Origin of the sequence: Sphingobacterium sp. lm-10 (assembly GCF_023554555.1) — a bacterium.
GTDB lineage: Bacteria > Bacteroidota > Bacteroidia > Sphingobacteriales > Sphingobacteriaceae > Sphingobacterium.
In genome coordinates, this window is sequence record NZ_JAMJWC010000002.1 from 154,319 (window position 1) to 167,008 (window position 12,690).

A 12,690-nucleotide genomic window follows, 5' to 3' on the forward strand; every position below is an offset into this window, starting at 1 on the left:
AACACAAACGGATATTTTTTCGTAATTTTGGTCATACTATAGATTATCTGTGCTGCTATGCTATCGAAGAAAACAAAATACGCTATTAAGGCACTCATGCTTTTGGGAAGAAATTATGGAAAAGATCCAATGCAAATCGTCAAGATCGCAGATGAGGAGCGTATTCCTAAAAAATTCCTAGAGCAGATCTTGCTGGAGATGCGTAATGCCGGTATGTTGTATTCGAAAAAAGGCGCTGGCGGCGGCTACAGCTTAAATAAAGCTCCAGAAGATATTTACTTATCCCAGGTCATGCGTCTTATTGATGGACCTATTGCCTTGCTCCCCTGCGTTAGTCTTAACTTTTATCGCTCCTGCGACGAATGTATGGAAGAGCGCGTATGTGGTATTCGCGATACATTTACCGATGTACGTAATGCCATGTTACAGATTTTGAACGATACGAGCATTGCTGCGCTGATCAATAAAGAAAAAGAATTAGACCTCCACGTTCCAGAAGAATAGGGTTCTCAAAATGCTCGGAGCGACATCAAGCGCCTAAAGCGTCTCCATCAACTTTTCAAAAGCCATTCCTCTTGAACCTTTCAACAAGATAAAGCATCCTGTTAGTTGCTTTTCTTTCAAAAACTCCGCGGCTTCATCCGTTGTAGCGAAGAAATGGTCTTGACCATTGTCCTGCTGATAAAAGGCTCTTCCTACAAAAATCCGCAAATCTGCTGGGATTGTTTCGGCTTGGCGGATCACCGTACGATGCTCGCTAGCACTTTCCTCCCCCATTTCAAACATATCGCCCAGAATAACTACTTTTTTATCGGCAGATACGATTTCCATATTGGTCAATGCGGCCGCCATACTGCTTGCATTTGCATTGTAAAAATCTGCAATAACCGTATTACGCGTAGTCTTACTTACCTGAGAGCGATTATTCTGTGGTGTGTATTTTTCTATTCCTTTCTTGATTTGATCCGCAGAAAGACCTAGGCTAAGCCCAATGGCGACAGCCGCAAGGATATTCTCTGTGTTATAAGAGCCCGTTAAATGAGTCGATACGGGTTGGTAAGGGCCTCGGTTTACATTCCACTCGATCTGTAGATAAGGGTCTGCTTTCACTAATTTTCCACTTACGTCATAATCCTCAGAAGCGCCATAACGTATGATCTGGCTGAACTGCTTGCCGTTGGCCATTCCAACCAGGTGCGTATTATCGGCCTGAATAAATAAGACCGCCTGATGATCCGCCAGATACGTATACAGCTCTCCTTTGGCAGTCTTAACTCCTTCAAAAGAGCCAAAACCTTCCAAATGCGCCTTACCCACGTTCGTGATTAATCCCATGGTAGGCTGTGCTAAGCTGGAAAGTAAAGCAATTTCTCCCACATGATTAGCTCCCATCTCGATGATCGCGATTTCGATATCAGTGCCTATGCTCAAAAGTGTCAGTGGCACGCCTATATGATTATTTAAGTTACCCTTGGTAGCCAATACCTGATACTTTTCGGTCAGCACTGCGTGGATAAGCTCTTTTGTAGTCGTCTTACCATTGGTGCCGGTGATCCCAATAACTGGAATGTTTAGTTGCTGTCGGTGATGCTTTGACAGCAACTGCAGGGTCGTGAGCACATCTTCTACTAGGATATAGTCTGTTTCATTCTCCTGATAAGCTGCTTCATCAATAACGACATATTTTGCTCCACTGGCCAAAGCCTGCTTGGCAAACGCGTTGCCGTTGAAGTTTTCGCCTTTCAATGCGAAGAAAATCGAATCTTGGCTGATCTGCCGCGTATCGGTACTTACTTGCGGGAATTGCTTATAGCGTTGGTAGAGTTGTTCGATCTGCATGAGTCGGTTCATTTCCAACAAAAATAAATAAAAAACCGATGTGATCTATGTGTGGAAAATCTCTGCGATCATACATCGCGCACTTCCGCCTCCATATTTCTCAATAGTATACAATGGCGTCTGCACCAACTCTCCGTGAGTAGCCAATTTTTTCTTCTGCTCATCGGTGAAATGCTTATACGCTTGTTCACTCATCACGATAAGCGGGTCGCCGTCCGTTTTTGTACGTAACTCTAAAATATTGCCGCAGAAATGGTTCATTTGCTCTTCGCTAATGGTAATGATCTCTCGCCCGCTATCCTTTAGTGCCTGTTGCACCACCTTGCGTTGTGCTTCGTCTGTTATAGAATCTATGCAAATTACTGCAAAGGTTGTCCCCAATGACATCATGACGTTGGTATGGTAAATAGGCAAAGAGTCACCATCTACTTGTTGAAATGCTTCAAATACCACCGCCTGGTAATGAAGGTCTTCACAAAATCGTTGCACCAAAATTGGATTTGCGCGTGGCGATAACGAGCAGTATACGGTGGCATTGATGCGATCTAAAATCAATACTCCAGTGCTTTCCAAATATTGGTGCTGGTCTTCGTAGATCGAATAGTCTATTATTTGATCGTAGGAAAAACCAGCCTTTTGTAGCGCTCCTAGCACATTGAGGTTTCGTTCAAGCCTGCGGTTTTCCGCATACATCGGATAAAGGACCGCTTTAGTCCCATGAAAGGAAATAACATTATTGGGAAAGATGCTGTCGGGCGTATCAAATTGTCCGCTGTCTTCCACCACAATTACTTGTACATCTTTGCTTTCCAATAGCTGAGCCATGGTATTAAATTCTGCCAAAGCCAGCTCCTGCGTATTATTTGCCGTATCTTCTCCTGTCTGAAAAAAATTATTGACCGCCGTGTCCTCATTTTTACGGAATTGGGATGGCCGCACCATTAAAATTGTGTCTGTAGTCTGTCTCATACTTAATCGCGATAAAGTGGTAATGTGGAACAGCGAAGCAGGCCCTCTTGCTTACCAATTTCGTGATAAGGAATTTCTTCCACATGCAGTCCCTGTTCTCGTAACCAATGGTTTAATCGGGTAAATTGTCTTTCGGACACGACCACCTCAGGAGATATGGAGAATACATTCGAAAACATCTCATACATTTCCTCTGCCGTGATCTGGAAAAGGTTTTCTATACCAAATAGATCCACCAGATATTGGTATTCTGCTGGATTGCGAAACCCGCCTTCGTAAACAATAGCTTTATCGTTACCTACTGGCTGAAAGCAGCAATCCAGATGCAGGGCGTTAGCCCGAGCATCGGTCATTGACTTGATCAAATCAAACCCTTTAACCTTTTTATGAGGAAATAATTCTTGCATAAACAAAATGGCGGCCGCATTGGTACGTGCCGTATTGTATTCGCTGTAATCTGCGCCGGTATATGTTCCAATCAGAATATGATCGTGCCAAACTAGTACGTCTCCGCCCTCAATGTGTACCTCTTCCGGCGGAAAGACCAGTTTCTGACGGTCTACCTGATTCACGATTCCTTGAATAGCTGCCCACTCATCGGCGCGATCAGGCAATATGTTGGCCTTAATAAAAACATCATCTACTACAAATCCTATGTCTCTGGTGAAGATCTGGTTCATGTTTTCGACACGGTGCGGCCGTAAAACTTCCACACCATGTTTTTCTAGCACATGCTGAAAAGCCTCCAATTCTTTGACCATATCTGCCTCCGCAGGATAAGTACCCATGCGGATGTGCTCTAATGATTTGGGGTCATAAGCTTCCGATTCTGTTGGCGTCGGACCATTGGAATCTGCTCTACCCAAAATAACGGCGCGCAATTTATTTGTTTCGTTTCGTACAGAAAGCTTCAGCATAGACAAAAACTAGATTACATTATGCTATAAATTTAAGCAATAATTTTGAGCCTAGCAGTAGCACATTTCTTTCCATGTCGTTTTATAAATACCTAATCATTAATTATTTTAAACTATGACAAAAAATCCGCTTATTTTGCTTGTATTATGCAGCATCCTGATCCTGTCGTGTTCCAAAGGCGATTGGCTTCGTGACCCTGAAGGCTTAGAAGCAGAGATTGTTCTAATTGGTGGTTCGTGCGGAGGTGTTAAAGTTGTAAAGATTGATCGCAGATTTACCCGTAAGTCAGTACCGCAAAATTCATGTGTACCTCAGCAAGCAGAGACAAGGCGAGAGACTGATGCAGCTGTCTTCAAAGAACTAACCCGTTTTGTCGAGATCTTGGATCTGCACCGTAATCCTATTGAAGAATGTTGGCGATGTGTCGATGGAGCAGACTATATGATTACCTTAAGAAATGGATCAAATCGTATTGAGCATACTATTGCTCTAAACACAGACAATAAAGGGCGACAAGAATTTATTACGTTTCTCAATTCTCTGTAAATTTTTTGAGATTGATTCTTGCTTTTGAAAAAACGTCGTCGATCTCATGCAAATGATGTTGCAACAGCGTTTTACCTATGCCATGTGTACATCATTTCACTTGCTACAATAAATGAGTCGCTACGCTCTTTTTTAGCCGATAAAAATCGTAATTTTGCCCCTTCAAAGGTTCAGGAATTAGCATCGCGCCACGAGCTGGTAAAATAGATGCTAGAACAATGCAAATGAAAAAGTTAAGGGCAACAATGAGCAACATATTTTACAGCGAAAAATTTGAAGATCGTCATAATGGGCCGCGGGCCACTGAGGTTGACGATATGTTAGACTTTCTGGGCTTGTCGTCATTAGACGAACTTGTCGAACAAACCGTTCCGGCGCCTATTCGGAGAAAAGAAATGCGTTTGCCAGCGGCATTAAGTGAGGTCGCTTACCTAGAGCGTGTAAACCAGATTGCCGAGAAGAACAAGGTTTTTAAATCTTATATCGGACAAGGTTATTACAATGTCGTGCTGCCGGGAGTCATCCAGCGTAATGTTTTTGAGAATCCAGGATGGTATACGCAGTACACGCCTTACCAAGCCGAAATTTCTCAAGGACGTTTACAAGCCTTGTTGAACTTCCAAACAATGGTGTCTGACTTGACCGGTCTGGAAATTGTGAATGCTTCTTTATTAGATGAAGCAACTGCGGCTGCAGAAGCGATGTTTATGTTGTTTAATGCCCGTAAAAACAAAGATGCCCGTACTTTCCTGGTAAGTTCAGACATTTTCCCACAAACATTGGACGTATTGCACACCCGTGCTATACCTTTTGGTGTGGAAATAAGAACGGCAGATCTTTCTGAAAGTGATCTTACCGAAGATGTATTCGCGCTATTTTTACAATACCCTTCCGCGAGTGGTTCCGTGGCCGACTATCGTGAGCTAGTTAGTGCTGCCAGCGCAAAAGGCATTACCACCGCCGTAGCGGCAGACTTGATGTCACTAGCACTGCTTACGCCTCCGGGTGAATGGGGTGCAGATGTGGTGGTAGGAAATAGCCAACGTTTTGGTGTACCTATGGGATTTGGTGGCCCGCACGCTGCCTATTTTGCGACCAAGGATGCCTTTAAACGACTAATTCCAGGAAGAATTATCGGCGTAACTTCTGACTCATCGGGAAATTATGCGCTTCGCATGGCACTACAGACCCGCGAACAACACATTCGCCGCGATAAAGCTTCTTCCAATATCTGTACTGCGCAGGCGCTATTGGCTATTATGGCTTCCTTCTATGCGGTATATCATGGCCCTCAAGGCATTAGAGACATTGCCTCAAGAATCCACGATCTTACGCGCCTTGCCGACCAGGCAATCCAAACGCTTGGTTACAAACAGCTGAACAACAACTATTTTGACACCCTTCGTTTCGAATTAGGTGAGCAGGCAAGCTCGTTAAAAGGTGAAGCATTAGACAATAGTCTCAACTTCTTCTACCAAGACGGGGTTGTTAGTATATCCATCGACGAAACGACCACATTCGAAGACATCAAGACCATCGTTAAGGTTTTTGCCAGAATAATAGGAAAAAATGCAAATGATGTAGATGTAGACGCGATCGCAGAACAACTGGAGCAGGTTATACCAGCCGATTTAATCCGCAAGTCTGACTACTTGACACATCCCGTTTTCAACAGCTACCACTCAGAAAGTGAAATGCTTCGGTACATCAAATCATTAGAAGCAAAAGATCTTTCTTTATGTCATTCCATGATTCCATTAGGATCATGTACTATGAAGCTGAATGCCACTTCTGAAATGGTTCCAGTTACTTGGGCTCGCTTTGGCAGCCTGCACCCTTTCGCACCAGTCGATCAGACATCTGGCTACATGCAATTATTAGACGAGTTGAACCAATGGTTGGCAGAGATTACTGGCTTTGCCAAAATGTCGTTTCAGCCTAACTCTGGCGCGCAGGGCGAGTATGCTGGTTTGATGGTGATTCAAGCCTATTTGGAAAGCAAAGGACAGGCACATCGCAATATCTGTTTGATTCCAGCTTCTGCACACGGAACGAATCCAGCGTCTGCTTCCATGGCGGGCTTAAAAGTGGTCGTTGTAAAATGCGACGAATTAGGCAATATTGATGTAGCCGACTTGAAAGCGAAAGCCGCAGAACATAGCGAGCACTTACACTCTTTGATGGTTACCTACCCGTCTACACATGGCGTGTTTGAAGAGCCGATTATAGAAATTTGCCAAACGATCCATGAACATGGCGGCCAGGTTTACATGGATGGCGCTAACATGAATGCACAAGTAGGGCTAACTAGCCCTGGATTTATCGGCGCAGATGTGTGTCACTTAAACTTGCACAAAACGTTCTGTATTCCTCATGGTGGCGGTGGCCCTGGTATGGGCCCAATCGGAGTAGCCGAGCACCTAGTGCCATTCTTGCCTAATCACCGTGTGGTACCGGTATCTGGTAAAGAAGGTATTACAGCGGTATCGGCAGCGCCTTATGGTTCTACCTCCATTCTGGTCATTCCACACGCATATATCGCGATGATGGGAGGCGACGGACTTACTACAGCAACGAAAACGGCAATTTTGAATGCCAATTATATCAAAGCGCGTCTTGAGGGTCACTATCCTGTATTGTATGCCGGAGCTAATGGTCGCTGTGCGCACGAAATGATCTTAGATTGCCGTAGCTTTAAAAACGTGGGCGTTGAAGTAGCCGACATTGCAAAGCGTTTGATGGACTATGGCTTCCACGCACCTACTGTATCATTCCCGGTGGCGGGTACGTTGATGGTGGAGCCAACCGAGTCAGAGTCTAAAGCAGAACTGGATCGCTTCTGTGATGCGTTGATCGCTATACGGGCAGAGATCGCTTTGGTAGAATCCGGAGAAGTTGGCGCTAAAAATAACGTACTGAAGCATGCACCGCACACCGCTCAAGTCGTGATTGATGATGCATGGGATCGCCCGTACAGCCGTCAACAAGCTGCTTATCCATTAGCCTATTTACGAAATAATAAGTTCTGGCCGTCTGTAGGCCGGGTGAATGAGTCGCAAGGTGACCGTACCTTGATCTGCTCTTGCCCTCCGATAGAAGCCTATGCTGATGTAGAAGCATAAGCTTCGCAACACTATATTAAAAAAGGATCTGGCCTACCGGCCAGATCCTTTTTTGCTTACCGAAGTCCCCATAAAACTAACAAGAGCGTAGGTAAGATAAAATCAATCGGATTGGATTCCATGCAAAATGAGTAGGTTTGCACCATGGCTTACGGAAAACTCTTTCTTATACCTGTACCTCTAGCGGAGGATGCAGAAAAGGCTTCATACACACTACTGCATCAGGAAATCATTCAATCTATCGATGAATACATCGTGGAAAATGAAAAAACGGCTCGTAGGTTTTTGAAACAAGCTGGATTGAAAACCCCTCAAAGTGAATTGTTGATTCATGATTATGGCAAGCACACGCGTGAAAAGGTTGACTATACGGCACTATTTAAAGGGTTGATATCTGGTAAAGATGTTGGCCTGATGTCTGATGCAGGATGCCCAGGAATAGCAGATCCTGGCGCTTTAGTAGTGGCCGAAGCACATAAAAGAGGCATACAAGTTTGTCCTTTGGTGGGGCCGAGCTCTATCTTGTTAGCGCTGATGGGTTCTGGTTTCAATGGCCAACAATTCAACTTCAATGGCTACTTACCTATCGATAAGGCAGCTCGAAGTCGTAAAATAAAGGAGTTGGAAACAATATCTGCCCGAGATAATAGCACTCAAATCTTTATAGAAACACCATTCCGTAATGAACAATTGCTAAGCGAGTTGCTTCGCACATGCCAGCAGAATACCCGACTGTGCATTGCTTGGAATTTAACCGGCACGGATGAACACATCATATCTCAGCCGATCGCTCGATGGAAAACTTTGGAAGGCATTGATCTTCATAAAAAACCCGCGATATTCCTCCTTTTTGCTTCATAATATCCGTAGATTTAGCTGAGTTGATCTCGGCACGATGAGAAGTAAGGGATCAACATATATATTAAAGAAACACACATGTCTGAATTGTCACCAGAATTGATTGCAGAAATACAGCAGTTAACGGTATATGTCTTAATCATCATACTTATTGTGTGGGTTCTATTTGCTTACAACGTGCGCAAGACATTGTTACTAATTAAGCCAGAAAACCAAATTATATTGCCCAATCAAGCCTGGTTCCTAGCAGTACCATTATTTAATATTTTTTGGAATTTTGAGGTAGCTAAGCGTTTGGCTTACTCCTTGAACAACGAGTTTTTTGACCGAAAGGTCGCAGTAGAAGATATGCCTACATTGCAGATAGGCAATCGCTATGCTTGGTCTTTTTTAATATATAATATTCCATTCTTTCCAGACTTTATTCGCCTGCTGGCATTCATCTTGTGTATCACTTATTTTATATCTTACTGGTATAAGATGACGCAGTTTAAAACATTAATTCTGGAACACGAAGCCTGGAAGAAAAATCAAACGCCCAATGAAGATTAGAGAATTAACTGACTATCTGGAAAAAATTGCTCCGTTAAGCTACCAAGAATCTTATGATAATGCTGGATTGATTGTAGGCAATCCAAATGATGAAATACATCGCGCCCTGATCTCTCTGGATTGTACAGAAGCGGTAGTGGATGAGGCCATTGCAGAAGGATGTGATATTATCATTTCCCACCACCCTATTGTCTTCAAAGGATTAAAAAGATTTTCAGGACAGAATTACGTCGAGCGCACCGTGATCAAAGCAATAAAGAGCGGTATCGCATTGTATGCAATACACACCAACCTAGATAATGTATTGGGAGGTGTAAATTCAAAAATTGCGGAGAAGCTACAGCTAGAATCCATATCCATATTATCCCCCAAAAAAAAATTACTCAAAAAGTTGGCAGTATATGTCCCTCGTACCCACGTTGAGGAGGTACGTGAAGCACTTTTTACCGGCGGAGCCGGTCAGGTAGGTGAATATGACCAGTGTAGCTACAACACGGCGGGATACGGCACGTTTCGTCCGTTGGAAGCATCCAACCCTACGATCGGAACCCACGGCACACAGGAGCGCGTAGAGGAAACGAAGATCGAGGTGATATACCCAGCACATGTCGAGCGCCAGGTGCTTGTTGCTATGTTTTCAGCACACCCCTACGAGGAAGTAGCTTATGATATCATAACCCTAGAAAATGCAATACCACAGGTCGGCTCTGGAGCTATCGGCAACCTGCCGGAAGCCATGCCTGCCAAGGAATTTTTAAGTTTTTTGAAAGAATCATTACAGCTTTCTGTTATTCGACATACCGAATTACTCGATCGCCCAATTAGTCGTGTCGCTGTCTGTGGCGGTGCAGGAGGATTTTTATTACAAGATGCTAAACGCTCTGGTGCAGATATTTTTATCACGTCGGATTATAAGTATCATGAGTTTTTCGACGCGGAGCATAAAATCGTTATTGCGGATGTGGGACACTATGAAAGTGAACAATTTACGCAAGAATTATTGTTGGAACTAATTCAGAAAAAATTTGCTAACTTTGCTGTCCTGTTGACTGAAACAGAGACAAATCCGATAAAGTACTTTATTTAATGGAACAAACTGTAGAACAAAAACTAAAAGCTTTATGGGCATGGCAATCGATCCATACCAAAGTTGACAAAATTCGCCAGGTAAGGGGAGAACTGCCTATTGAGGTGGCTGATCTAGAAGACGAGATTGCAGGATTGGAAACTCGTAGTGAGAAGATTCGCAGCGAGTTAGACGAGTTGGAAGATTCCATCGTCTCCCGTAAAAACATGATTAAAGACGCACAGGCGGCTATCAAAAAATACGAAACTCAACTAAACGAAGTAAAAAATAACAGAGAATACGATGCCATAACAAAAGAGATCGAGTTGCAAGGCTTAGAGATCCAGGTATGTGAGAAGCGTATTCGCGAGTCTGAATTTGAGATCACCAATAAAACAGAACTGTACGAGACTACTGAAGGAAATCTTAACTACAGTAAAGGTGAGTTGGAATTGAAAAAACAGGAATTGGATAACATCACTTCGGAAACACAAAAAGAAGAAGATTCTTTATTAAAAGAAGCTCAGGCCTCTGAAGGTAACATCGAAGAGCGCTTATTGAAGGTTTCGAACAAATTACGCAAATCTTTCCGTAATGGACTAGCGATTGTTTCCATCGAACGCGACAGCTGTTCTGGTTGTCACAATAAGATCCCTGCTCAGATGCAGTCGGAGATCAGACAGCGAAAAAAGATTTTAGTGTGCGAACACTGTGGACGTATACTAGTTGACGAAGAAATCGCGTCAGAAGAAGCGTAACACGCGATGAGAAAATTTCCGCCCTCCAAGACAATCTTGGAGGGTTTTTTTGTTTGTAGGCGGCTAGCTACAAAAGAAAATTGCATGGGAAAATTTATGTTTAAACATTTAAGATTGTACTACATTTGTTGCGACCTATAGAAAATAACACACGCATGTGTGTATGTATTCATATAATAACAAAGAAGAAAATGAGCACAAAAATACGTCGCACTTATGTCGCGCCAACCCTAAATGTTTTTATTGTAGAATTAGAAAATAGCATTGCATCAGGATCAGCACAAGTTGTTGTGCAATCTCCGAATCAAGATGTCGACCATCTCTGGGAATCAAATGTCGCTGACGAGCGCGAAATCTACTGGTAAGTTAATTACTTCAAGAAATTACAACCATGATTCTCAAACCATACGGCCTCCTGCTGCTACTTGCGGTACTATTGTATTCCTGTTCCAAAGATTCTGTCAATGAGCAAACCTCTTTAGAGGTAAATCTATTAGGTATCGAAATGGCCACATCCGAATCGGATAACAGCTCTGAATCGGGTACGGCAAATCGGGCGGCCACATCTGCGGCTTCATCCGCTAATGAGTCCTTGCAGTTAGCTACTATCCCATTCGATCAGCACTTTGGTATAACGCTATCTCTTTCTCCCGAAAGACCCCAGACCTCTCCATTAAACGAAGAGACTAGTACAAGTAATACTACACCACGTGCAGTGGGAATAACGCAAAATGGGCCACAAAGTTGGAAATTGAATGACGGGATTAAATATCGTCTATTAGCCTACGACAATACCGAAACAAAAGTGGTCGACACAGTTTATACCGTTGGACAAAACTCAAGTGGCGGCCTATTATTAAATAGTGGCCAAACGTACACATTCGTGCTTTATTCGGTTCTTAGCACCACGCAAGTTCCGGCAGCACCTACCGGCAAATTGTCTGAAGCCGCTTTCACTAGCATTGATGGTAATACAGATTTTATCCATTTTCGTAAGACCCTTACATTGTCTCCTGGGAGAAATGAACTGAATGTAACGATGAAACATATATTCAGCCAATTGACGGCGCGTATAAACTCATCGCAGGTAGGTAATATCACTTCAGTAAAGGCACGTGTAGGAGATCACTATCTATCCCCCACCATCAGCTTATCCAATGGGTCTGTATTGTCTTATAATAGTAAGGCCGTAAATGGTAAAGACATTACCTTCGTACAAACATCTTCAACCAGCTCCTCGAATGAGTCGACTATAATTTGTAATAATGGAAGCAGTACGAGCACGCTTACTATTGACGAAATCACTATCAACAACATCACTAAAAGAGCATTATCCATTCCAGGGCTTCAACTTGCACCAGGCACTCGGTATGTATTAACATTAAATATTAAATCGTTCACCGCGGATCAAGAACCAGAGATTGAATTAGGTAATAGCACGTATGCTCCGGGTAATCTTGTGTTTGATCGCAACACGAATACCTATCAGTTTGCGACATCAGGCGACGGAGACTATTGGTTTAAAAACTACGTAAAACCGAGACGCACAGACTTAGATGCCAGACCATGGGGTGAAAATAATCAAAGGCCTCGTGCAGAACTAAATGGCGGTCCTGGCGACCCTTGTGAAAAAGTATTACCATTAAAAACCTGGAGACTTCCTAATCGAGCAGAGATGGATAATATAAGAACTGCTACAGAAGCTCAGGTAAAAGGACATCCGGGCCCTAATATCTATGCACCAGTACGCTATATTGATGAAAATTATAAGAATTCCGGTAAACGAGGCATGTACTTCGGTGTGCAAACAAATCCGGGAAAAGACGCTGAAAAATATTTATTTATTACTTTTTCTGGCATCTATAATGACAATCAAAACCGTAATGATACGAATACCACTGGTTGGTACATGCTTAAAAATGGCAATAATTTTGAATCCATGCAAATTGGGCCAAATATCTATACTTTCAACTTTTATTCCCTAGGAGACAATACAGCCGTATCGATTCGTTGTGTAAAGGCTGGATAAGTCGGCTGTTGAATGGAATTGTAAAACGATATG

The 12,690-nt window shown here is 43.1% G+C and carries 12 protein-coding genes; 9 read left to right on the forward strand and 3 right to left on the reverse strand.

Features of this window, described 5'->3' with window-relative positions; all coding sequences use genetic code 11:
* The first annotated feature begins 57 nt into the window (after positions 1–57).
* On the forward strand, positions 58–504 hold the full coding sequence (locus M8998_RS10605) for an RrF2 family transcriptional regulator (protein ID WP_249992584.1): 447 nt from the start codon (positions 58–60) through the stop codon (positions 502–504).
* Between the two features lie 33 nt (positions 505–537).
* Here the strand turns inward: M8998_RS10605 and M8998_RS10610 are convergent, their stop codons facing one another.
* Genes M8998_RS10610 through M8998_RS10620 form a run of 3 tightly spaced genes read right to left on the reverse strand, consistent with a single transcriptional unit; the run spans position 538 to position 3,725 of the window.
* Complete coding sequence (locus M8998_RS10610; RefSeq protein ID WP_249992585.1) at positions 538–1,839, reverse strand: UDP-N-acetylmuramoyl-tripeptide--D-alanyl-D-alanine ligase; 1,302 nt, start codon at positions 1,837–1,839, stop codon at positions 538–540.
* 45 nt (positions 1,840–1,884) lie between these two features.
* Positions 1,885–2,808, reverse strand: a complete 924-nt coding sequence (ctlX, locus tag M8998_RS10615; RefSeq protein WP_249992586.1) for a citrulline utilization hydrolase CtlX — start codon at positions 2,806–2,808, stop codon at positions 1,885–1,887.
* Between the two features lie 2 nt (positions 2,809–2,810).
* The gene (locus M8998_RS10620; RefSeq protein ID WP_249992587.1) at positions 2,811–3,725 is read right to left on the reverse strand and encodes a dimethylarginine dimethylaminohydrolase family protein; all 915 of its coding nucleotides are present in this window, start codon (positions 3,723–3,725) and stop codon (positions 2,811–2,813) included.
* Between the two features lie 115 nt (positions 3,726–3,840).
* On the opposite strand from M8998_RS10620, the gene M8998_RS10625 reads away from it, so the two are divergent.
* From M8998_RS10625 to M8998_RS10660, 8 genes are all read left to right on the forward strand, one after another.
* Positions 3,841–4,272, forward strand: coding sequence for a hypothetical protein (locus M8998_RS10625; protein ID WP_249992588.1), 432 nt, complete (start codon positions 3,841–3,843; stop codon positions 4,270–4,272).
* Positions 4,273–4,517: 245 nt separating this feature from the next.
* On the forward strand, positions 4,518–7,394 hold the full coding sequence (gcvP, locus tag M8998_RS10630) for an aminomethyl-transferring glycine dehydrogenase (protein WP_249992589.1): 2,877 nt from the start codon (positions 4,518–4,520) through the stop codon (positions 7,392–7,394).
* Between the two features lie 144 nt (positions 7,395–7,538).
* Entirely contained in the window at positions 7,539–8,255 is a 717-nt protein-coding gene (locus M8998_RS10635; RefSeq protein ID WP_249992590.1) for an SAM-dependent methyltransferase, read from the forward strand.
* 75 nt (positions 8,256–8,330) lie between these two features.
* Complete coding sequence (locus tag M8998_RS10640; protein WP_249992591.1) at positions 8,331–8,804, forward strand: hypothetical protein; 474 nt, start codon at positions 8,331–8,333, stop codon at positions 8,802–8,804.
* On the forward strand, positions 8,794–9,891 hold the full coding sequence (locus M8998_RS10645; protein ID WP_249992592.1) for a Nif3-like dinuclear metal center hexameric protein: 1,098 nt from the start codon (positions 8,794–8,796) through the stop codon (positions 9,889–9,891). The genes M8998_RS10640 and M8998_RS10645 overlap by 11 nt, the downstream gene beginning before the upstream one ends.
* The gene (locus M8998_RS10650) at positions 9,891–10,628 is read left to right on the forward strand and encodes a zinc ribbon domain-containing protein (RefSeq protein WP_249992593.1); all 738 of its coding nucleotides are present in this window, start codon (positions 9,891–9,893) and stop codon (positions 10,626–10,628) included. The genes M8998_RS10645 and M8998_RS10650 overlap by 1 nt, the downstream gene beginning before the upstream one ends.
* Before the next feature lie 191 nt (positions 10,629–10,819).
* Positions 10,820–10,993, forward strand: a complete 174-nt coding sequence (locus M8998_RS10655) for a hypothetical protein (RefSeq protein WP_249992594.1) — start codon at positions 10,820–10,822, stop codon at positions 10,991–10,993.
* A 26-nt stretch (positions 10,994–11,019) separates the two neighbouring features.
* Positions 11,020–12,657: a hypothetical protein gene (locus M8998_RS10660; protein WP_249992595.1), complete on the forward strand. Its 1,638-nt coding sequence runs from the start codon at positions 11,020–11,022 to the stop codon at positions 12,655–12,657.
* The last annotated feature ends 33 nt before the right edge of the window (positions 12,658–12,690 follow it).

Excerpts from the sequence above, each read along its gene's own strand:
- M8998_RS10655 (WP_249992594.1), top strand. The coding sequence starts at position 10,820 with ATGAGCACAAAAATACGTCGCACTTATGTCGCGCCAACCCTAAATGTT.
- M8998_RS10620 (WP_249992587.1), bottom strand. The coding sequence starts at position 3,725 with ATGCTGAAGCTTTCTGTACGAAACGAAACAAATAAATTGCGCGCCGTT.
- M8998_RS10645 (WP_249992592.1), top strand. The coding sequence starts at position 8,794 with ATGAAGATTAGAGAATTAACTGACTATCTGGAAAAAATTGCTCCGTTA.
- M8998_RS10610 (WP_249992585.1), bottom strand. The coding sequence starts at position 1,839 with ATGCAGATCGAACAACTCTACCAACGCTATAAGCAATTCCCGCAAGTA.
- M8998_RS10625 (WP_249992588.1), top strand. The coding sequence starts at position 3,841 with ATGACAAAAAATCCGCTTATTTTGCTTGTATTATGCAGCATCCTGATC.
- M8998_RS10605 (WP_249992584.1), top strand. The coding sequence starts at position 58 with ATGCTATCGAAGAAAACAAAATACGCTATTAAGGCACTCATGCTTTTG.
- M8998_RS10650 (WP_249992593.1), top strand. The coding sequence starts at position 9,891 with ATGGAACAAACTGTAGAACAAAAACTAAAAGCTTTATGGGCATGGCAA.
- M8998_RS10660 (WP_249992595.1), top strand. The coding sequence starts at position 11,020 with ATGATTCTCAAACCATACGGCCTCCTGCTGCTACTTGCGGTACTATTG.
- M8998_RS10640 (WP_249992591.1), top strand. The coding sequence starts at position 8,331 with ATGTCTGAATTGTCACCAGAATTGATTGCAGAAATACAGCAGTTAACG.
- M8998_RS10635 (WP_249992590.1), top strand. The coding sequence starts at position 7,539 with ATGGCTTACGGAAAACTCTTTCTTATACCTGTACCTCTAGCGGAGGAT.
- ctlX (WP_249992586.1), bottom strand. The coding sequence starts at position 2,808 with ATGAGACAGACTACAGACACAATTTTAATGGTGCGGCCATCCCAATTC.
- gcvP (WP_249992589.1), top strand. The coding sequence starts at position 4,518 with ATGAGCAACATATTTTACAGCGAAAAATTTGAAGATCGTCATAATGGG.